Genomic DNA, 19,102 nt, shown 5'->3' on the forward strand with positions numbered 1-19,102 from the left:
CACGTCGGGGTATAAAAGCACCTGCCGAACGGCGCGGCAAGTGATCGTTGTGAACCGGGGTTTGGTGAGTTGGGAGCGCAATTGCGACTGGAAAGCCGACCTTTGATCAAAGGTAAAAACCGCCGGCTCCTGTTCAATCGCCGTTGACCATGACTCTTCGCGTCGGGGGACCGGTGTGCTTCGCGGTGGAAGCGCCCGCCGGCATCGGCTTTGATCGCGCGATGGCGTACCGACTATCCGATCTCGACCGTCTGAAAAGGGGCTTGGCAGCGCAAGACCGCTTTCGAAAGGCTGGCCGAACACCGAACGGCCACGCGCTGTGGACGACTTCCGAGCGCGCGGTGCTGAAGAAGTGGTTCCCCGACTACAAGGCGATGCAGAAGCGGCTTCCGGAGCGGTCAATGCCATCGATCCGCGGGCAATGCCACCTCATGGGGCTCAGCACCCCAAAGCCGGCCTGGACGGCCGCTGATCGAGCCAAGCTGAGGCGGCTTTTCACGTCGGTCAGCAAGGCCGAGCTGCTCGACGCGTTCCCGGGTCGCACCTGGACGTCTCTCCAGGTCCTCGGCTACTCGATGAAGTTACGGCGCTGGCGCAAGCCCTATGTGAAGACCAGCCATCCCGTCATCGACGATGTGCGGGAGGCCTGCCGCGCAAAGGGGCATTTCATGCCCGATCTCGATGTCTACGCCGGCACCGGCAGATACTTCAGCAAGCTGGCGCAGCGCAGGAAGAAGCACGATTTCCGCAAGGTCGACAAGGCGGTGAAGGCGCTCGGCGGGACGCTGAAGATCGAGTGGCGCGAAGAGGATTGAGGGACGATTACAGGGTGTCCGGTTCCGGGAAATCTTCGAAGCCGGCCGGAAGGTCGAGGGGCTGTTCGTTCATGGGGGTAACGGTCGTGCCGACGGCCATCCTGAGCATAGGCACACCTCCGATTGACCTTTTCCCAACATTCGCCGTTCGGGTGATCAGCCTATGGTTTTTTACCTCGCCAAGGTACAGGCCTTTCAAGCTGACAACTTCGTGCCGGCGTCGATACCCAACATGTCGGCCGTCCTTCGTGTACAGCGCGTCGTTATAGAACAAGCCGAAATAATCGCCGTTCCAGCGGTGCACGAAATTCATAGCGAGCTTCCTCTCCGCCGTCGGCTTGCGGCGATGTACCTGTCCATTGCATCGTCCGGAGCGCAAGGCGTGCACACCGTCACGCCCGACGGCAGATGTTTTCCGTCGTAGCGATGCGGGCCGAACTGAAACCATTGCTTGCATGACGGGCAACGATGAAAAACCTTGCCGTCCCTCATTTCCATGTCGGTCATGTTTGTCAGCCCTGAGTCGCAGCCGACAGAGCGCCATGAGTCGCGCGAAGTACGCAAGCCGTCTCCCCGTAGGAACTACGATGATTTGCGAAGCCTCACGCCGGCGCCGCCGCCGTTCTCGGGGATGAACTCGACGCCGGCGGATTCGAGGGCGCTCTTGATGCCGAGGAGGTTGTTGTGCGTCGGGATGCGGCGACCTTTTTCAAAGTCGCGGACCGTCGACAAGCCCAAGTGAGCGGCGGCCGAGAGCTGCTCCTGAGACCATTCTATAAGGCCTCTGGCCGCGCGCGATTGTGCCGGTGTGATCATGGTCTGGAACTAACATAGCCAGCGCGTTTCGTCCACAAATAACGAAAACCGTTGACTGTTAGGGGATTTCAATGATATCCATCGGTCATTGACGGTTTCCGTTGACGGAAATCACCAATCTTCGAGCGACCACCGAGGCAGCTCCGAAAGGATATGACCATGCGTAACCGTGTTCCTACGGCTGGCGAAGCCGTGCCCGTCGACCCGCCGAACCGAAACAGACGCCGCTACGCCGGTGTCTCCGCTCGCTGGCGGGTCTGTATGCGCTGGACGGACTACATCCTGCTCTTTCCAGGCGCCCAATTCGAGGACCGCCGGATATGATGACGAGCCACCCCCGCAAGGGCGAGCCCGACTCAAAGCTGCTGCTGCTCGAGGCAGACTTCAACGCCGCGGCCGATCGATGGGCCGATGCCACGGCCCGCAAGGCGCGGATCGAGGACGAGGTGGATCGTCTCATATCCCTCCGCGAGAAGGCAGAAAAGAAGGAGGCCAAGCGAGCCGCCGCTTGCGTCAGAGCGCGCGGCCGCGTCATGAAAACCAGAGCAAAAAGCCTGGAGGGTCTGGCCGCGAAAGTGAGGGTTCGAGACCGCGACTACACCGATGACGAGGACCTGGAGATTGAAATCCTGAAAAGCCTCGTCGACGACATCAAAGCCATCCAGGGAGCAAAGCCATGAGCATCATCATTAACCGACGTTCGGTCATCGGCGCATTGGCCGCCATTCCAGCCGCTGCGGGCCCAGGACGGGCGCTCGACGCTCCGGAGGCGCCATCGGGCCTGGAGCAACTGCTCGACGGCCACCGGGCCGCCTGCGCGGCGAACGACGCGGCGTATGCAGCCTACGCCCGCCTCGATGAGGAGTACGGCCGGCCGGCGATGCTGGTTCCAGTGGCATTCGACGTCGATACAGGCGAGACCTTGCCGCGGAGCGCACAAATCAACCCGAAGGGTCATATCGACATGCGGCGGGTCGGCGAGGATGGGGTTCGCGCCTACATCACAACATTTCACCGCGATCTTCTCGGGCGGTTCACTGCTGATGTGAGGGCCAACGAGCCCGGCTACCTCGATGCCGCAACAGAGGTGCTTCGCGGATCGAAAGAGAAGGCGCTGGCGAACGTCGATCGCGTTGTTGCCGAGGAAAGAGCGGCGCGTGTCGCCGCCGGCCTGCCAGCCGCTGAAGGGAAGGTCGAGGCGGCCGAGGCGGCCGAGGACGAAACGCTCGAGGAGATCCTTAGCTACCGGCCGACGAACATGGGGGAGACCGCCGTCAAGGCGCTCTACCTCGCCGGCGTCATCGATCGGGGTGGCCATATGCCCGACGCCGTGGATACCGAGCGAGCGCAGAGGTTCCTGGAATCGCTCGCCGCGGCCTGAAAGATATGTGCACTACAAATTGGCGCATTGAGCCTTAACCAATTTGGTGACATTCTCGGGTGGCGCCCCGAACCGGAAGTCGCTGGTAACGACCTCCGGCCCGCGGGTGGCGCTCATCTGGTACCCGAGACCTGTGACCTTATTGCCGTTGTCAGTGGCGGTCACAGGTCTCATCCAGAAATTTCAAACTACCACAGGTAGTGATTCGGCACGGCCTACCGCCTAGCCGTTTCACAGGCTTTTTGAGCCCTTTTCGTTCTCGTTTGTGGATTGTGGGGATAAGTCGGCGTTATCCCGCCAGAACCAAGCCCACCGCAATCCCGATGCCGATCGCAATGCCGGTCGCCAAGTTGCCGGTCAAGCGAAGCGCCCAAGCCATCGCGACAGCGCGCCAGTGCTGTTCTGGCAACGGGTGGAGAGCGTTAATCAGATCGTCGAAAACCCTGTCCACGATGGTCTCCCGCGCTATCTCGCCTTCAACTGCGTGACGTTCTCAGGTCGCTTGATCCCGGCGACGATCTGCTCCAGCAGCAAAGCCCATGCGTCCAGCGCGCGGCGTTTCTCAGGGAGATAGTCGTTGTGGTCATAGTGCTTCCCCGTGACGACCGCCGCGCCGCCCGTATCGCCGGCATGGGCGATGATTTGCGAGACAATGAACCGCGAGAATCCGATTCGCTCGCTGGTCAGTAGAGTGGCGCCGGTGCGGCGCAAATCGTGGGGCGTGGCCGCGCCGATCTTTACCGCCTCGACGATGCGCTTCATGGCGCGAGAGAACGCCCGTCTGTCCAACGGCTGGTCGTCTTCCGATCGAGGCGACGGAAACACATAGGAGCTGCCGTTGCCGTCTACTGCGGCTTTGGCCTCATCGAGCAGCGCAAGAGCGGCGGCGCTGAGTGGCACCATGTGCGCTTTCTTCCCCTTCATGCGTTCGGCAGGGATAAGCCAGGTCTTGGCTGCGCGGTCGATCTCGGCCCACCGCATGCCGACCACCTCACCGCCACGCTGCAGGGTCACCGCCGCCATTCTGAGCGCGATTCCCATCAATAGCGAGAGAGCCAGGTCGTCGACGTCCTGTGGCCGCTGGCAAGCCAGCCAGAAGACTTTCAGGTCGTCGTCCTTCATGACGGTCGTCCCGACCTTGGGCGCCGCCACAGCGATGTCATGCGCCGGGTTGTGATCGATGACGCCTTCGCGCACTGCGAAGCTCATCAACTGGCGTATGATGTTCCGGCAATGCCGGCCGTTGGACTTGGCGCGTTTCCCCTGCTTCGTCACAAATTCGCGGATCTCGATTCGCGTGATGCTGGCAACCGCGCTGTCGCCGAATTTCGGTTTGACCAGCTTGTCGAAGATGCGTTGTTCTTCGGCGATCGTGCTGGCACGCTTCGGGGCCGAATTCGGGCCTCCTTTGTGAGTCCCGTCTGCCGCGGCGATGAAATAGGCGTCGGCCAGGCCGGAGAGCTTGTGTAGGTGCTTGCGGCGTTGCTCGGCCTTGCTGGCACGATCGATCGCCACGACGTCGGTCCCAGTGGCGACGAGGCCCTTTGCTTTCCGTGCCTCCTCCCGCGCCTTGGCGAGCCCGACAGACGGGAAATAGCCAAGGTTCTTGCGACGGTGCTCGCCGGCGGCGTTGCGGTAGCGCACGGACCACGACCGAACGTCCTTGTCGGTGACCCGGAAGATCAGACCGGCCTCGACGTCGTCGCGGATTTCAAGCCGCTTTCCCTTCACTGGCATGGCATTCTTGACGACATCATTTGTCAGTTTCGACATGGAGCAAATTCTCCGGGGGCACACCGGGGGCACAAAAATGTTGCGCAACATCGCTTTTCCTTGCACATTGTCGCACACAAGGCAATTCAGCAAGTGGCGGTGTTGCAAGGGTTCCGGGGATTTCGGGGATGGCTTCGCACAAGCTCGCACGCAGGCGTTCCCAGACTACGAATCTGGGGGTCAGGAGTTCGAATCTCTTCGGGCGCGCCAAATTTCGCATCGCACATTGCGCTTGGAGCCAATGCTTCGACTTGCCCGGACCTACGCAAGTACACGGTTGGGTGAGCCTGCGTCCACGAACTCCCGTATCAGCTCTGCAGCCTAGGGGCCCTGCGTCTCCAGAAGGAGGTGGCCTGCGTCGAGGACGTGAGCCTCCATCCGGGGAAGGTCGATGAGCCACGACTGAACCTCTGCAATGTCGAAAAAGACATCGTGGCGACCCCAAAGAAGCATCGCTCGGGGTTGATGCTTCGCCAGGTAGTCGGCCACCTCCCCGAACCGGTCGACATATCGGCCGTAGTCGGCCAGCAGCGCCTTCTGCAGATCAAGCCGTCCCGGCAGACACATGACCCGCCAGTCTTCAATCCAACGCTCTGCATCGATCTGCGCCGCGATCTCGGGCGGCAGGCCGGCGACGTACTGGTCGCGGGTTCCCTCAAGGGTCAAATGGGCGGTGGCGGCCTTCTCGTTGCCGGCATTCGGCGCAGCCCAGAAGTCCAATGTGGCTTCCCACTGCGGACCAAAGCCGGAGCGGTGGGCATTGGCATTCTGAATGATGAGGCCTTCGACAAGTTCCGGAGCGCGCATGGCGAGCTGAAACGCCACCGGAGCGCCGAAATCATGCAGATAGAGAAACCTGCGGCCCACGTTGAGACGAGCAAGCAGCTCTTCAATCGCGTTGGCCAGCATGTCGAACGATGGCTCGGATGGGAGATCGGATGCGCCGAAGCCCGGAAGGTCAGGCGCAACGACATAGACGGTGCCGGAGAGCCGGGCGGTCACGTCGCTGAACATCCGAGAGGAATTGGGGAAGCCATGCAGCAGGACGAGCGCGGGTTTGGAGACGTCGCCGGCCGTCCGGACAGCCACCTCGCCGCCAGAGGACAAGGATATTTTCTGGATTTCCGGCACGTCCTTTTTCCTCCACGCCCACGCGATCGCCAGGCTGCATGCTTCGTTCGGTTCGACTTTCGGATTTTAGAGAACGCAAAACGGCGTGGAATGTTGCAAAGCCAAGTCTTCGTGGGCTGTCGCTCAAAGCGCGTGGTAAGACCGGGGGCGGAAACCAGCGGAGCCTGATTTGACCATGCCTTCTTCCACCATCAAGCGTGCGCTGATCACCGGGGCCGGTGCGACCGACGGGATCGGCTTTGCCATTGCGCGGCAGCTCGGCCGTGCCGGCCATGCCGTTTTCCTCACCGGCGCCAGTGCGCGTGTGTTGGATCGCGCCGCCGAGCTTAGTGCCGAAGGCATTGATGCGAACGCTGTAATTGCCGATCTCACCAGGGCTGCCGACGTCGCGCGGCTGCGCGCTGATGTCGGTGCGGTCGATATACTGGTCAACAATGCCGGCATGGGCTCGCTGGCATCGCCATCGGTCGACAAGGCGTTTCTCGCCATGACCGAGGCCGACTGGGATCAGGGGATAGACGTCAGCCTGAAGACGGCATTCCTCGTCACAAAGGCGTTTCTGCCGGCGATGGCCGACGCGGGCTATGGGCGTATCGTCAATATGGCGTCGGTCACCGGGCCGCTGGTGTCTTTCGAAGGCACCGCAGCTTATTCCGCCGCCAAGGCCGGCATGGTCGGCCTGACACGCACGCTGGCGCTCGAAGTGGCGAAAAGCGGTATCACGGCCAATGCCGTGGCCCCCGGCTGGATCGAAACGGGCGCATCGAGCGAGATGGAGCGGCAAGCTGCCCTGAACACGCCGCCGGCGCGGGCCGGACGGCCGGATGAGGTCGCCGCAGGGGTGGTGTTCCTGGCCTCGGAAGGCGCCAGCTATGTCAACGGCGTCCTGCTGGTGGTCGATGGCGGCAACAGCCTTCAGGAGCGCAAAGGCTGAAGGCCTGCCGGCGCTGATACCTTCCGCCAATCAGCGGGAACCAAACCGCTCAGCAGCGGTTTTCCACCTGAAGGGACCGCAAACCTTACGGGTGCGGAATAATGCACGACCATCTGGAACTGGAACTGGCGAGAGCCAGGCAGCGCGTCAAACGTGCGGAATTCTTTCTCGCGCGAGCGAATGAGATGCTGGACGAGGAGCGTGGCGTCGGCATCAGCCTTGCCCTGTGCTGCCGGATCAGATCCGAGCAAAAGCGTGTGGCTGAAGCGCGCTCACGCCTCCGCCATATCGATCCCACCACACATTCCATGACTATGATGCCCTTCGAATCTCCCGGCTGAGCAACGGCTCAGGCCCGCGGCGCGCATCGGTAGCGTCCAGGTGGTTCCTCACGACGCCTTGGCAAGAAAATTCCGATAGTCCGACTTGGCCTGCAGCAGGCGCAGCACATTGTCGCGCGATCCGCGCACATGGGCGCGGGCCAGGCTGCCGGCGCGGCTGGCGTCGCCGGCGCAGATGGCGTCGACGATTTCGGCATGCTCGTCGCGGGCAATCTTCCATTCGTCCAGCCACAGCAGCTCGGTCCAGACATAATGCTGGCACTTGTCGAGGATGCCGCACAGCATGCCGTGCAGCATCACATTGCCGCTGATTTCGGCGATGACACGGTGCAGGTCGATGCCGACTTCCAGCTCCTGGAATTTTTCCCTGTTGGTGCGTTCCGGAATGGCGGCCAGCCGCTCGCATTCGGCCAGCATGGCGCGCAGCCGCGCCTTGTCCTGTTCCGTCGCAGCAGTTGCGGCCAGTTCCGTCGCATGGCCGTCGAGCAGCTCGCGGATCTCGAAGGCCTCGCGGAACATGTTGATGTCGAATTCGGTGACGACATAGCCCTGGCGCGGCCTGCCGGTGACCAGGCCATCACGCTCGAGGCGGTTGAAGGCTTCGCGCACCGGTGTGCGGCTGACATTCAGCTTCACGGCGATGTCGTTTTCGGTGACGCGCGAGCCCGGCGGAATCTGGCCGGTCACGATCATCGCCTTGAGTGAGGAATAGACCGAGTCGCGCAGCGTATTTTTGGTTTCCTTGGCCAAGATTCCCTTCCCACTTCTCCGGTCTTTCAGCCGGAACACGCATAGCTGTAGCCGCAGTCGGCGTAATTTGCCACGCCCGGCGAGGCCCGTCCCCCGCCACTTTGTCCGGCACGAAACGCGTTCATGCGATCGCGCCGGTCGGTGTTGACAAGATCGACCGCTAGGCTACACTCAAAATTGTATACAAGATAGCATGCGAAATCAAAAACAAATGGGAACACCGGTTGGAGAGCCGAAAATGAACAGGACAAGAAGCGTTAGTGTTGTTGCGGTTGCCGGCCTCATGGCCTCGCTCGCTGCCCCCGCAATGGCGGGCGACACCATCACCGTCGCCTCATGGGGCGGCACCTATCAGGAGGCGCAGACCAAGGCGTTCTTCAAGCCGACCGCCGATGCGCTCGGCATCACCATCAAGGAGGACACAACCAACGGCCTCGACGACGTGCGGCTGCAAGTGACCGGCAATGCGGTGAAATGGGACATCACGGAATTGGGCGCCGACGAATGCGCGCGCGGTTCGAAGGAAGGGCTGTTCGAGAAGCTCGATTACGGCATCATCGACAAGAGCGGCATCAACCCGAAGCTCGTCCATGACGACTGGGTCGGCATTTCCTACACGTCGGTCGTGCTCATCTACCGGACCGATGTTTTCGGCGACAAAGGCCCGAAGACATGGGCCGATTTCTGGAACGTCGAGAAATTCCCGGGACGGCGCGCGCTGAGCGGCAGCCAGGCGACGGAAACGCTGAGCGTTGCCGCACTTGCCGAGGGCATTCCGATCGACAAGGTCTATCCGGTCGATATCGACGGCGCCTTGAAATCGGTCGACAAGATCCGCAGCCATGTCGACGCCTGGTGGACCTCCGGCGCCCAGGCCATGCAGCTGGTCAAGGACGGCGAAGTGGATATGGCGAGCATCTGGAACGGCCGCGCCGGCACCTTGAAAAAGGAAGGCGCGCCGGTCAGCTTCTCCTTCGACCAGGGCGTGCTGACCGCCGACTGCATGGTCATTCCCAAGGGCGCCAAGAACAAGGAGGCGGCGATGAAGGCGCTGGCGATGTTCGTCAGCCCGCAATTGCAGGCCAATCTGCCGCTCTATGTCGACAATGGGCCAGCGAACGAAAAGGCCTTCGAGACCGGCAAGATCCCGCCGGACCGGATCAAGGACATCAATTCGTCGCCCGAAAACGTCAAGAAGCAGGTGCTGCAGGATCCCGAGTTCTGGCGCGACAATCTGGTCGAGGCGACGGAAAAATTCAACAATCTGATCCAGCAATAGGCCGCGGCCGGAAGCTCATAGCGAGGCGGCGCAACCCAGCAGCCTGCCTCGCCACCTCTTGTTTGCCGGCTAAGGAGAGAAAAATCTTGTCCATTGCGCCATCCGCGCTGCCGATCGGCATGCGCCGGATCGAGAAACGATTTGGCAGCGTAGCGGTTCTGCGTGACCTGAACCTCGATGTCGAGGCCGGCGAATTCCTGACGCTGCTCGGGCCTTCCGGCTCCGGAAAGACGACGCTGCTGATGATCCTGGCCGGCTTCGTGCGGGCCAATGCCGGCTCGATCAGGGTCGGCGACGACGAGATCATCACCACGCCGCCGCACAAGCGCAACATCGGCATGGTGTTCCAGAACTACGCGCTGTTTCCGCATATGAACGTCTTCCACAACATCGCCTTTCCGCTGAAGCAGCGCGGCGTTGCCGCCGCAGAGACGGCCGAGCGCGTGGAAAAGGCGCTCGATCTGGTGAAATTGCAGGGCCTGGGCGAGCGCCGGGTCGACCAGCTTTCCGGCGGCCAGCGCCAGCGCGTGGCGCTGGCGCGCGCCATCGTGTTCGAGCCGCGCATCGTGCTGATGGACGAACCCCTGTCGGCGCTCGACAAGGGCCTGCGCGAGCATATGCAGATCGAGCTGCGTGCCCTGCACCGGCGGCTTGGCATGACCACGGTCTATGTCACGCACGACCAGCGCGAAGCGATCACCATGTCGGACCGCATCGCCGTCATGAACGGCGGACGTATCGAACAGCTCGACAAGCCCGAAACCCTTTACGCCACGCCGCAAACGCGGTTCGTAGCCGGCTTCATAGGCGAATCGAATTTCATTCCGGTCGAATGCCGCAATGGGTCGGTCTGGTACGAGGACCGGAGAATCCACACCGTAGCGCCGGCGCCTGCATCGGGCCAGCACTTGATGGTGGTGCGGCCGGAGAAGCTGCGGCTGCTCTCGAATGCCGAACCGGCAAGCGGCGTCAACATGCTCGACGCGACGCTCAGCGACATCATCTATCAGGGCGACAGCTTCGTCTGCTACGCAATGCTGCGCGACGGCCGCCAGCTGACATTGCGCGACTATTGCCGCAGCGACGTGCTGGCCAAAATGCCGGCTCCCGGCCAGCCAGTCAGGCTCGGCCTCGATGCACAGGACACGATCCTGGTGGCGGCGGACTGATGAGCGCGCAATCCACTCTCATTGAAGAGACTGGCAGCCGTGCGGGCCGGGAGTTGAACACGCTGGTGCTGCGCACTGATGCACGGCGCGAGTCGTTGCGGCTGATGGCGCTGCTGTCGCCGAGCCTGTTCCTCGTCTTTGCCATCATCATCGTGCCGATCGGCTGGCTGTTCTGGCTATCGCTGTTCGACGAGGCCGGCGCCCTCAGTCCCGCCAACTATGCGCGCTTCTTCGAACAGGCCTCCTACATCAAGACCTTCGTCACCACCTTCAAGGTCGCCTTCATCGTCACCGGCGCCTGTGTCCTGCTTGGCTATCCCCTGGCCTACATGCTATCGCAACTGCCGCGCCGGGCGGCGTCGATCTGCCTGATCTTCGTCATCCTGCCGTTCTGGACGTCGGTTCTGGTGCGCACCTATGCCTGGCTGGTGATCCTGCAGCGCAAGGGGCTGATCAACAGCTGGCTGATCGACCTCGGCGTGATCAACCAGCCGCTGTCGCTGGCCAACAATCTGTCGGGCGTGGTCATCGGCATGACGCACATATTGCTGCCGTTCCTGGTGCTGCCGCTCTACGCCTCGATGAAGACGATCGACACCGACTGCCTGCGCGCCGGCATGAACCTTGGCGCCGGCCCGGTCGCCACCTTCCGGCAGATCTTCTTTCCGCTGTCGCTGCCCGGCCTCGCCTCGGGCGTGGTCATCGTCTTCGTGCTGTGCCTGGGCTTCTTCGTCACCCCGGCGCTGATGGGCGGCGGCAAGGTGATCATGTGGGCCATGCGCATGGAACAAACCACCAGCCTCTATTCCAACTGGGGGGCGGGTGCCGCCCTTGGCGTCGTGCTGCTGGTGGTCACGCTGGCGCTTCTCGGCTTGTTCCAGTGGCTGCTCGGCGCGCGCGCCACCGGTTTATGGAGTTCACGATGAGTAGGGATCTCGGCCTGCCGATCTCGCACCGGCAACGCCTGTGGCTTTACGCACTCGGCGGCCTCGTCCTGTTGTTCCTGATTGCGCCGTCGATCATCATCGTCATCATGTCGTTTTCGGATTCGACGCTGCTGCAATTCCCGCCGCAGCAATGGTCGCTGCGCTGGTACCAGACCTATTTCCAGTCGCTGGAGTGGCGTGACGCGACGATCGTCTCGGTCAAGGTGGCTGTCATGACCGTGCTCGTCGCGACACCGCTCGGCACCGCGGCCGCCTATGCCATCAACAGGGGCACGCTGCGCTTCAACGGCACCATCAACGGGCTGCTGACGGCGTCGCTGATCGTCCCGGTGATCCTGATCGGCATCGGCACCTTCTTCCTCTATGCGCGGATCGGGCTCAACAACACGCTGACCGGCCTAGTCATCGCGCATACGGTGCAGGCACTGCCGCTGGTGGTGCTGACCGTGCTGTCGGGCTTGCGCTCCTACGACATGAACCAGGAGCGGGTGGCGCGCAGCCTCGGCGCCGGCCGTGTCGCCGCCTTCTGGCAGGTGACGATGCCGCAGATCCGCTTCTCGATCGTCTCGGGCGCGCTGTTTGCCTTCATCACCTCCTTCGACGAAGTGGTGGTTTCGCTGTTCATATCGGGCGGCGAGACCACGACCTTGACGCGCCGCATGTTCAATGCGCTGCGCGACCAGATTGACCCGACGATCGCCGCCATCTCGACCTGCCTGATCGTGCTGTCCGTCGTGCTGTTGTCGGTTGCACAGATCTTCGGCCGGCGGCATTGATTCAGATGACCAATTCGCAGAAGTGACCAATTTGCAGAAGTGACTAGGGGATATCCAGACAGAATGCGTGATTTCCAGTTTCCCGGCCGCTCGCCGGTTCGTGCCACTGAGGCGGTTGCCGCGACGTCACATCCGCTTGCAACCCTTGCCGCCATCGAGATGCTGCGCTCCGGCGGCAATGCCATGGATGCAGCGGTCTGCGCTGCCGCCGTGCAGGCGGTGGTCGAACCGCAGTCGACCGGCATCGGCGGCGATTGCTTCGTGCTCTATAGCCCGGCAGGACAAGGCAATGTGCTGGCCTTCAACGGCTCCGGCCGCGCGCCGGCCAAGGCGACGGTCGACTGGTATCTCGAAAAAGGCTTCGACCGCATACCGCTACAGGGTCCGCATGCGGTCACCGTGCCGGGCGCCGTCGATGCCTGGAGCCGCCTGCTCGACGACCATGGCCGCAAGGGCCTTGCCGAGGCGCTGGCGCCCGCCATCCATTATGCCGAAAACGGCTATGTCGTGCATGACCGTGTCGCCTTCGACTGGGCCGAACCGGAAACCGATCTGTCGGCCGACGAACATGCCGCGCGCATCTTCCTGCCCGGCGGCAAGGCGCCGAAGGCCGGCGATGTGCACCGGCAGCCGGAACTGGCGGCGACCTTGCGGATCATCGCCAAGCATGGCCGGACTGGTTTCTACGAAGGCGCTGTCGCCGACGATATCGTGCGCCGGCTCAACGAACTGGGCGGACTTCATTCGGCTGAGGATTTCGCTGCGACCCGAGGCGACTATGTGGCGCCGGTCAGCACCTCCTATGGCGGCCACGACATCCACCAGATGCCGCCGAACAATCAGGGGCTGACGGCGCTTTTGATGCTGAATTTGCTGTCGGGCTTCAAGCTCGGCGGGCTCGACCCCAATGGCGCCGAGCGCCTGCATCTGGAGATCGAGGCCGGGCGGCTGGCCTATCGCGACCGCGACCGTTACGTCGGCGACCAGGACCATGTCCCGGTGCCGGTCAAGCAACTCCTGTCCGGCGGCTATGCCGACCGGCTGCGCGCCGAGATCAACCGCGACCGCGCCATGACCCACCTGCCGCGCGTGGAATTGCCCGGCAGCGACACGGTCTACATCTCCATCGTCGACCGCGACCGCAACGCGGTCTCCTTCATCAACTCGACCTACTATTCGTTCGGCAGCGGCGTCGTCAGCCCGAAGACCGGCATCGTGCTGCAGAACCGCGGCTCGAGCTTCCGCCTCGACCCGGCACACCCGAACGCAATCGCGCCCGGCAAACGGCCGATGCACACGATCATGCCGGGCATGGCGACGAAGAACGGCCGCGTCGTGATGCCGTTCGGCGTCATGGGCGGCGGCTACCAGCCGTTCGGACATGTCCATTTGCTCACCAACATGCTCGACTTCGGCATGGACCCGCAGCAGGCGCTGGATGCGCCGCGAGTGTTTTACAATGACGACATGGTGGAGGCCGAGCGTGGCGTTCCCACCGAGGCAATCGAGGGCCTGCGCCGGCGCGGCCACCGCATCACCGAACCGCATCATCCGCTTGGCGGCGGACAGGTGGTGCTGATCGACTGGGAGAAAGGGACGCTGACCGGCGCCTCCGATCCGCGCAAGGATGGTTTGGCGCTTGGCTACTGAGGCGATCCGTTGTCCAATAGCGTATCCATATCGAGGCAAGCCCGTCAGCGTGGCTCCCGCCAATAGTCGTTCGAAATCCAGTCGGTGATCATGACCAATATTGCAAATCCCAAAGACCTCTCCCGCCGTCTCGCCGCCGGCGCCGACGATGCGCTGGCGATTTCGGCGCCCGACAGGGCGACGCTCACCCATGGCGGATTGCGCAGCCTGATCGCTGACACGGCAAAACAGCTGCATGCGCGCGGCATCGGCCGAGGCGACAGGGTGGCGATCGTGCTGCCGAACGGGCCGGAGATGGCCACCGCCTTCGTCGCCGTGGCGGCGACCGCCTCGACGGCGCCGCTCAATCCCGCCTACCGGGCCGACGAGCTCGATTTCTACCTGACCGACATTGGCGCCAAGGCGATCCTTGTCGCGGAGAGCGAGACCGGACCGGCGGTGACAGTGGCAGAACGCCTAGGCATCGGCGTGCTGCGGCTTGTCGTTCTGCCCGACACACCGGCCGGCAGCTTTATGATCGAGGGCGCGGCGGTCGGACCGCCGGCTGCTCCCGACATGGCCCAGGACAGCGACATCGCGCTGTTGCTGCACACGTCCGGCACGACCTCGCGGCCAAAACTGGTGCCGCTCAGCCATGCCAACATCGCGGCCTCGGCCGCCCATATTGGCGCGACGCTTGGCCTGACGGCCGATGACCGTTGCCTCAACATCATGCCGCTGTTCCACATTCACGGCCTGATCGCGGCCGTGCTGTCGTCGTTGGCATCAGGCGGCAGCATCTACTGCACGCCCGGCTTCAACGCGCTGCGCTTCTTCCAGTGGCTGGGCGAGGCACGGCCGAGCTGGTATACGGCGGTGCCGACCATGCATCAGGCGATCCTGCCGCGCGCAGCGCGCAATGCCGAGGTGCTGGCAGCGGCGCGTCTGCGCTTCATCCGTTCGTCCTCGGCGTCGCTGCCGGCGCAAGTGATGGCCGAACTGGAAGCGACCTTCGGCTGCCCGGTGATCGAATCCTACGGGATGACCGAGGCCGCGCACCAGATGGCGTCGAACCGGCTGCCGCCGGGCCTGCGCAAGCCGGGCAGCGTCGGCGCCTCCGCCGGTCCGGACGTGGCTGTCATGGCGCCCGACGGGCGACTGCTCAAGGCCGGTGAGACCGGCGAGATCGTCATTCGCGGCCCCAATGTGACTGATGGCTACGAGAAGAACCCGGATGCTAACGCCACGGCTTTCGCACATGGCTGGTTCCACACCGGCGACCAGGGCGTGCTGGACGAGGACGGATATCTCAGGGTGACCGGACGGCTCAAGGAGATCATCAACCGTGGCGGCGAAAAAATCTCGCCGCTTGAGGTCGACGATATGCTGATGGATCATCCGGCGGTGGCGCAGGTCGTCACCTTTGCCATGCCGCATGACAAGCTTGGCGAGGAGGTGGCGGCGGCGGTTGTGCTGCGCGACGGCATCAGTGCCACCGAGGGCGACATCCGCCTCTATGCCGCGACGCGGCTTGCCGACTTCAAGGTGCCGCGCAAGATCCTGATCCTGGACGAGATCCCCAAGGGCGCGACCGGCAAATTGCAACGCATCGGCCTTGCCGCCAAACTCGGACTTTGACGATGAAGATCACCATCTTCGGCGCCGGCGCGATCGGCGGCTATCTCGCGGCCAAGCTTGTCATCACTGGGCGGACCGATCTTTCGATCGTTGCGCGCGGCGCGCATCTGGAAGCGATCAAGGCAAATGGCCTGCGCCTGATCGAGGATGGCCGGGAAATGCCGGTCCCCGTCCGGGCCGCCGCCAAGGCAGAGGAACTTGGCGCCCAGGACTATGTCGTGCTGGCGCTGAAGGCTCACTCCCTCACGTCAGCCCTCGACCAGATCGCGCCGCTGCTTGGGGACCACACATCGGTCGTCACCATGCAGAACGGCGTGCCGTGGTGGTACTTCCATGGCGTTGGCGGGCCGCTCGAAGGCACCAGGCTGAACGCGGTCGATCCCGGCGGCGCGATCTGGCAGCGGATCGGGCCGCAGCGCGTCATCGGCTCGGTCGTCTATCCTGCCGTCGAAGTCGATGCGCCCGGGCTCATCCGCCATGTCGAGGGCAAGCGCTTCTCGCTCGGCGAACCCTCCGGCGAGCGCAGCGAGCGGGTCACGCTTCTGGCCAAGGAGATGGTCAAGGCCGGTCTGCAGGTCCCGGTGCGCGACGACATCCGCAGCGAGATCTGGGTCAAGCTATGGGGTAATCTTTCCTTCAACCCGATCTCCGCGCTGACCGGCAGCACGCTGGCGGCGATCGTTGCCGACGATCGCACCCGCACGCTGGCCCGCACCATGATGCTGGAGGCGCAGGCGATCGGCGAAAGCCTAGGCGTGCGTTTTCCCATAGCGGTCGATCGGCGCATCAAGGGCGCCGGCGATGTCGGCGAACACAAGACCTCGATGCTGCAGGATCTCGAGCGCGGCCGGCCGATGGAGATCGACGCGCTGGTGGCCGCAGTCCAGGAACTTGGCCGGCTAACGGACAAGCCGACCCCCACCATCGATGCCGTGCTGGCGCTGGTGCAGCGGCTGGCGGTGGAGCGGGGATGTTATGGGTAAGGCGGGCTTAGAGAGTAGCATGCTGAACGCCATTCACCACGTCGCGCTCATCTGCACCGACTACGACCGGTCGCGACGGTTCTACGTCGAACTCCTCGGCCTCGATCTGATCCGGGAGGTCTATCGGGAAGAGCGACAGTCATGGAAAGCGGATCTGCGGATCGGGTCGGTCCAACTGGAATTGTTCTCCTTCCCTGCACCAGCGATGCGGCCGTCCCATCCAGAGGCGACAGGCCTGAGACATCTAGCATTTGCCGTGGCGAGCCTTGATCCTGTAATCATGCGCCTGCAAGCCGCAGGCGTTGCCGTTGAGCCAATCCGGATCGACCCATATACAGACCAACGGTTTACCTTTTTCAGGGATCCGGATGGATTGCCGCTGGAACTCTACGAAGCCCCATAAGGAACGGTTCGCTTTCGCGACGGGCGCTGTGTACTGCCGGGTCTTATCGGTATCGGCGGAACCGCGAATCTGTGCTAAGCGCCGCCCAAACCAACCAAGGGACGACACCGATGAGCGAACTGACCGTGGCCGAGGCGACTGAAAACATCTATGCCTCGCTCCGAGCGGACAATGCCGACATCGACGCACATATCGCGACGCTTAAGGCAGCGCTGACACGAGAGGGGATAAAACAGGCGGTGTTCGATCCGACCAAGTTGGCGCAGAACAACCGCTCGGGCCGCAAGTTGATGCAGGCTTATTTTCGGCAGCGCGGCGTCAGCGTGAGGTTTTCGGACTAGAACAGTTCATCGCTTCACGGGTCCTCCATCGGCTGCCGAGTGCATAACCGACTCATTCATTCACCAAAACAATTCATAACAGTGACGCTTCGGGCCTTCACAATTGACCGGCTCAATAACAGCTATCTGCCGCCGCAAGTGCTTCGGCGCGGTGAGCTTCGTCCAGTGCGCCAATCCGTCGAACCGACGCATAGAACCTGAAATAGTCGCCCGAACACAGATCGAACAAGCGGAGAAAAGCGGTCACCCGATCACTATAAACGGAAGTCGCGGCGAGCTTCGCGTTGTTGATTGGGGAAGCGAACCAGGCATCGTATCCCCGGTATCGACCCCAGCGCCTGTCGCGCATGTGTCGGTAGCGCATCCGCAGCCGTTCAATCGCGGCCGTCTTTGCGGCCAGCTTTTGCTCCGAGGTGCCGGAGCTGGAATAGACTTGCGTTAACTCGTCCCGGGTCTGCGACACAAGCGCAAGAAATTCAGCTTTGCGCCTCCGGGCAGCTTCGTAACGGCGCAATGCGGCGGTATCGCCAGCCGCGCGCAGCCATTTTTTCACGCCGGTCGTTTCAACGGCGACGGCGAACGCCTCGTTGAATGCGGTATCGTCGTGCACGTAGACGCGCTGGTGGGCCAGTTCATGGAAAACCAGCCCTGCAAGATAGGTTTCATCCTGTCCGAGCATCGTGCTTAGCAGCGGGTCACTTGACCAGCCAAGCGTGGAATATGCCGTGACGCCCGTCACATAGACGTCCATGCCCTGCCCTTGAAGTTCGACAGCGGTTTCAGTCGCCGACTTCTTGGAGAAATATCCCCGGTAGGGCACGCAGCCGAAAACGGGAAAACACCATGTTCGCGGCGTCAGCGAGAATTCCGGCGCGGCGAAGACGGCCCATGTCACCGAGTCACGACCGATATCAACATAGCTGCGGTAGCTATTGTTGTCGGGCAGCGCCAGTTCATCTGTTGCGAACTGTCGTATGGCGCTGGCCGACGCCATTCGGGCGCGCAATGCCTTCGGCGTCGAAGGATCCTCGATCAGTTTTCCGACATCCTTGCGTGCCGTCATGATCTGCAGATGACCGTTCACGGATTGCGCGTAGTAGGAAATTCTGGTGCAGCCGGTCACGCCGGACGCCACGATCACAACGGCAACCAATCGAAAGAATGCGCGCATCACGATTTGCCCATGGCACCGCTCACCCATTTCGATAGGGCGATTGTCGCGATTGCCCCAGGTCACAAGCAGTCGCATGATTTGATCGAGGTCTATAGCTTTCTAAAGAAGCTGGACAAAATATTCGGACCCGCTCCGCCCGGCCGCGAGGCGCATTCTTCTCGCGCCACAGTCGATGACGGGCTGCGACGCCCTGCTCGTGGCAGGAGGCCACCTGACGCGCCCCGGTCACTTCACGGAAAAGTCGACCGCTTCCTTCACCGTGCCGTCAACGGCGATCTGCACCTGATAGGCGCCGACCGGCCAGCCGGCATCCGGCTTGGTCACCGAGGAGTCGACATGGTTTTCGATCATGCCGATTTCGAAGCTGACCTCGTCGATTTTGTAGTTCGCCGGCGCGACACCGCCCGAATCCACCGAAATCCAGCTCACGGTGAGCTTCGATCCCGAGGCCACCGCGTCGGTCAGATCGGCGGAGAGGAAGATGCTGGCCGTATCCGGCGCAAATGTCGCCTGAGTCTCTTTTGCGTCCTTGCTTGCGGACAGCACGATGTTTTCAAAGTCTTCGGCCTGCGCGTGCACAGCGAACGTCCCAACCGCCACCAGGGCGGCGGCCCCTATCATCATCGACCGAATGCGCATGCTCTTCCCTTTGGATTGAAACAACCGCCCGCGTCCGACTCATGTGGCGCGTGCCCACAGCCGCCCTGTAGAATGCGAGGCCAGGGGTTGTCCATGGAGCCCCAGGGCAATCGCTTCGGGTTAACGGGAGGTGCGTATGGGATGCGAATGTGATTCATGAGGGGCTTCGTGATTTGCGGAGCC

The 19,102-nt window shown here is 62.7% G+C and carries 22 protein-coding genes; 14 read left to right on the forward strand and 8 right to left on the reverse strand.

Annotated features, from left to right (window positions below):
* Positions 1 to 185: 185 nt before the first annotated feature.
* Entirely contained in the window at positions 186 to 815 is a 630-nt protein-coding gene (locus NKI73_RS28790; RefSeq protein ID WP_352634800.1) for a hypothetical protein, read from the forward strand.
* A 7-nt stretch (positions 816 to 822) separates the two neighbouring features.
* Here the strand turns inward: NKI73_RS28790 and NKI73_RS28795 are convergent, their stop codons facing one another.
* Positions 823 to 1,128 (reverse strand): hypothetical protein, encoded by a 306-nt coding sequence (locus NKI73_RS28795; RefSeq protein WP_352634802.1) that lies wholly within the window; start codon positions 1,126 to 1,128, stop codon positions 823 to 825.
* 269 nt (positions 1,129 to 1,397) lie between these two features.
* Positions 1,398 to 1,631 (reverse strand): helix-turn-helix domain-containing protein, encoded by a 234-nt coding sequence (locus NKI73_RS28800; RefSeq protein WP_352634804.1) that lies wholly within the window; start codon positions 1,629 to 1,631, stop codon positions 1,398 to 1,400.
* A 320-nt stretch (positions 1,632 to 1,951) separates the two neighbouring features.
* Between NKI73_RS28800 and NKI73_RS28805 the strand changes: the two genes are divergently transcribed.
* A complete protein-coding gene (locus NKI73_RS28805) occupies positions 1,952 to 2,311 on the forward strand; it encodes a hypothetical protein (RefSeq protein WP_352634806.1) in 360 nt (119 codons plus the stop codon).
* The gene (locus NKI73_RS28810) at positions 2,308 to 3,012 is read left to right on the forward strand and encodes a hypothetical protein (protein WP_352634808.1); all 705 of its coding nucleotides are present in this window, start codon (positions 2,308 to 2,310) and stop codon (positions 3,010 to 3,012) included. The genes NKI73_RS28805 and NKI73_RS28810 overlap by 4 nt, the downstream gene beginning before the upstream one ends.
* A 289-nt stretch (positions 3,013 to 3,301) precedes the next feature.
* Here the strand turns inward: NKI73_RS28810 and NKI73_RS28815 are convergent, their stop codons facing one another.
* The 3 genes from NKI73_RS28815 to NKI73_RS28825 all read right to left on the reverse strand — a co-directional run bounded on the left by NKI73_RS28815 (position 3,302) and on the right by NKI73_RS28825 (position 5,916).
* Positions 3,302 to 3,463, reverse strand: a complete 162-nt coding sequence (locus NKI73_RS28815) for a hypothetical protein (protein ID WP_352634810.1) — start codon at positions 3,461 to 3,463, stop codon at positions 3,302 to 3,304.
* Between the two features lie 14 nt (positions 3,464 to 3,477).
* The gene (locus tag NKI73_RS28820; RefSeq protein ID WP_352634812.1) at positions 3,478 to 4,836 is read right to left on the reverse strand and encodes a tyrosine-type recombinase/integrase; all 1,359 of its coding nucleotides are present in this window, start codon (positions 4,834 to 4,836) and stop codon (positions 3,478 to 3,480) included.
* 270 nt (positions 4,837 to 5,106) lie between these two features.
* Positions 5,107 to 5,916: an alpha/beta fold hydrolase gene (locus tag NKI73_RS28825; protein WP_352634814.1), complete on the reverse strand. Its 810-nt coding sequence runs from the start codon at positions 5,914 to 5,916 to the stop codon at positions 5,107 to 5,109.
* A gap of 175 nt (positions 5,917 to 6,091) precedes the next feature.
* Here NKI73_RS28825 and NKI73_RS28830 point away from each other — a divergent pair, with 175 nt between their 5' ends.
* Together NKI73_RS28830 and NKI73_RS28835 are read left to right on the forward strand one after the other, a co-directional pair.
* Entirely contained in the window at positions 6,092 to 6,850 is a 759-nt protein-coding gene (locus NKI73_RS28830; RefSeq protein ID WP_352634816.1) for an SDR family NAD(P)-dependent oxidoreductase, read from the forward strand.
* Positions 6,851 to 6,951: 101 nt separating this feature from the next.
* The gene (locus NKI73_RS28835; RefSeq protein ID WP_352634818.1) at positions 6,952 to 7,191 is read left to right on the forward strand and encodes a hypothetical protein; all 240 of its coding nucleotides are present in this window, start codon (positions 6,952 to 6,954) and stop codon (positions 7,189 to 7,191) included.
* Positions 7,192 to 7,239: 48 nt separating this feature from the next.
* Here NKI73_RS28835 and NKI73_RS28840 read toward each other — a convergent pair whose 3' ends face one another.
* Positions 7,240 to 7,941, reverse strand: coding sequence for a GntR family transcriptional regulator (locus NKI73_RS28840; RefSeq protein ID WP_352634820.1), 702 nt, complete (start codon positions 7,939 to 7,941; stop codon positions 7,240 to 7,242).
* Positions 7,942 to 8,179: 238 nt separating this feature from the next.
* Here NKI73_RS28840 and NKI73_RS28845 point away from each other — a divergent pair, with 238 nt between their 5' ends.
* The 9 genes from NKI73_RS28845 (at position 8,180) to NKI73_RS28885 (ending at position 17,106) form a co-directional block, all read left to right on the forward strand.
* On the forward strand, positions 8,180 to 9,220 hold the full coding sequence (locus NKI73_RS28845; RefSeq protein ID WP_352634821.1) for an ABC transporter substrate-binding protein: 1,041 nt from the start codon (positions 8,180 to 8,182) through the stop codon (positions 9,218 to 9,220).
* 86 nt (positions 9,221 to 9,306) lie between these two features.
* The gene (locus NKI73_RS28850) at positions 9,307 to 10,389 is read left to right on the forward strand and encodes an ABC transporter ATP-binding protein (RefSeq protein WP_352634824.1); all 1,083 of its coding nucleotides are present in this window, start codon (positions 9,307 to 9,309) and stop codon (positions 10,387 to 10,389) included.
* Positions 10,389 to 11,315, forward strand: a complete 927-nt coding sequence (locus tag NKI73_RS28855) for an ABC transporter permease (protein ID WP_352634826.1) — start codon at positions 10,389 to 10,391, stop codon at positions 11,313 to 11,315. Before NKI73_RS28850 ends, NKI73_RS28855 begins: the two co-directional genes overlap by 1 nt.
* Entirely contained in the window at positions 11,312 to 12,112 is an 801-nt protein-coding gene (locus NKI73_RS28860) for an ABC transporter permease (protein ID WP_352634828.1), read from the forward strand. Before NKI73_RS28855 ends, NKI73_RS28860 begins: the two co-directional genes overlap by 4 nt.
* Positions 12,113 to 12,175: 63 nt before the next feature.
* Complete coding sequence (gene ggt / locus NKI73_RS28865; protein WP_352634831.1) at positions 12,176 to 13,762, forward strand: gamma-glutamyltransferase; 1,587 nt, start codon at positions 12,176 to 12,178, stop codon at positions 13,760 to 13,762.
* Positions 13,763 to 13,852: 90 nt separating this feature from the next.
* On the forward strand, positions 13,853 to 15,379 hold the full coding sequence (locus NKI73_RS28870; protein WP_352634833.1) for an acyl--CoA ligase: 1,527 nt from the start codon (positions 13,853 to 13,855) through the stop codon (positions 15,377 to 15,379).
* Between the two features lie 2 nt (positions 15,380 to 15,381).
* The gene (locus tag NKI73_RS28875) at positions 15,382 to 16,362 is read left to right on the forward strand and encodes a 2-dehydropantoate 2-reductase (RefSeq protein ID WP_352634835.1); all 981 of its coding nucleotides are present in this window, start codon (positions 15,382 to 15,384) and stop codon (positions 16,360 to 16,362) included.
* A 19-nt stretch (positions 16,363 to 16,381) separates the two neighbouring features.
* Complete coding sequence (gloA2, locus tag NKI73_RS28880) at positions 16,382 to 16,765, forward strand: SMU1112c/YaeR family gloxylase I-like metalloprotein (protein WP_352634837.1); 384 nt, start codon at positions 16,382 to 16,384, stop codon at positions 16,763 to 16,765.
* Positions 16,766 to 16,875: 110 nt separating this feature from the next.
* A complete protein-coding gene (locus tag NKI73_RS28885) occupies positions 16,876 to 17,106 on the forward strand; it encodes a hypothetical protein (protein WP_352634839.1) in 231 nt (76 codons plus the stop codon).
* Positions 17,107 to 17,218: 112 nt separating this feature from the next.
* On the opposite strand, the gene NKI73_RS28890 is transcribed toward NKI73_RS28885, so the two are convergent.
* Positions 17,219 to 18,277, reverse strand: coding sequence for an aminopeptidase (locus NKI73_RS28890; protein ID WP_352634845.1), 1,059 nt, complete (start codon positions 18,275 to 18,277; stop codon positions 17,219 to 17,221).
* Between the two features lie 228 nt (positions 18,278 to 18,505).
* Positions 18,506 to 18,919 carry a hypothetical protein gene (locus NKI73_RS28895; RefSeq protein WP_352634841.1) on the reverse strand — a complete coding sequence of 138 codons (414 nt, stop codon included), beginning with the start codon at positions 18,917 to 18,919 and terminating at the stop codon, positions 18,506 to 18,508.
* Positions 18,920 to 19,102 lie beyond the last annotated feature (183 nt).

The sequence above is a fragment of the Mesorhizobium sp. M0496 genome, assembly GCF_040321205.1.
Lineage (GTDB): Bacteria > Pseudomonadota > Alphaproteobacteria > Rhizobiales > Rhizobiaceae > Mesorhizobium.

What these genes read in the sequence shown, in the direction of transcription:
- NKI73_RS28795 (WP_352634802.1), bottom strand. Translation starts at nt 1,128, where the DNA reads ATGAATTTCGTGCACCGCTGGAACGGCGATTATTTCGGCTTGTTCTAT.
- NKI73_RS28800 (WP_352634804.1), bottom strand. Translation starts at nt 1,631, where the DNA reads ATGATCACACCGGCACAATCGCGCGCGGCCAGAGGCCTTATAGAATGG.
- NKI73_RS28805 (WP_352634806.1), top strand. Translation starts at nt 1,952, where the DNA reads ATGATGACGAGCCACCCCCGCAAGGGCGAGCCCGACTCAAAGCTGCTG.
- NKI73_RS28810 (WP_352634808.1), top strand. Translation starts at nt 2,308, where the DNA reads ATGAGCATCATCATTAACCGACGTTCGGTCATCGGCGCATTGGCCGCC.
- NKI73_RS28820 (WP_352634812.1), bottom strand. Translation starts at nt 4,836, where the DNA reads ATGTTGCGCAACATTTTTGTGCCCCCGGTGTGCCCCCGGAGAATTTGC.
- NKI73_RS28830 (WP_352634816.1), top strand. Translation starts at nt 6,092, where the DNA reads ATGCCTTCTTCCACCATCAAGCGTGCGCTGATCACCGGGGCCGGTGCG.
- NKI73_RS28835 (WP_352634818.1), top strand. Translation starts at nt 6,952, where the DNA reads ATGCACGACCATCTGGAACTGGAACTGGCGAGAGCCAGGCAGCGCGTC.
- NKI73_RS28845 (WP_352634821.1), top strand. Translation starts at nt 8,180, where the DNA reads ATGAACAGGACAAGAAGCGTTAGTGTTGTTGCGGTTGCCGGCCTCATG.
- NKI73_RS28855 (WP_352634826.1), top strand. Translation starts at nt 10,389, where the DNA reads ATGAGCGCGCAATCCACTCTCATTGAAGAGACTGGCAGCCGTGCGGGC.
- NKI73_RS28860 (WP_352634828.1), top strand. Translation starts at nt 11,312, where the DNA reads ATGAGTAGGGATCTCGGCCTGCCGATCTCGCACCGGCAACGCCTGTGG.
- ggt (WP_352634831.1), top strand. Translation starts at nt 12,176, where the DNA reads ATGCGTGATTTCCAGTTTCCCGGCCGCTCGCCGGTTCGTGCCACTGAG.
- NKI73_RS28870 (WP_352634833.1), top strand. Translation starts at nt 13,853, where the DNA reads ATGACCAATATTGCAAATCCCAAAGACCTCTCCCGCCGTCTCGCCGCC.
- NKI73_RS28875 (WP_352634835.1), top strand. Translation starts at nt 15,382, where the DNA reads ATGAAGATCACCATCTTCGGCGCCGGCGCGATCGGCGGCTATCTCGCG.
- gloA2 (WP_352634837.1), top strand. Translation starts at nt 16,382, where the DNA reads ATGCTGAACGCCATTCACCACGTCGCGCTCATCTGCACCGACTACGAC.
- NKI73_RS28885 (WP_352634839.1), top strand. Translation starts at nt 16,876, where the DNA reads ATGAGCGAACTGACCGTGGCCGAGGCGACTGAAAACATCTATGCCTCG.
- NKI73_RS28890 (WP_352634845.1), bottom strand. Translation starts at nt 18,277, where the DNA reads ATGCGCGCATTCTTTCGATTGGTTGCCGTTGTGATCGTGGCGTCCGGC.
- NKI73_RS28895 (WP_352634841.1), bottom strand. Translation starts at nt 18,919, where the DNA reads ATGCGCATTCGGTCGATGATGATAGGGGCCGCCGCCCTGGTGGCGGTT.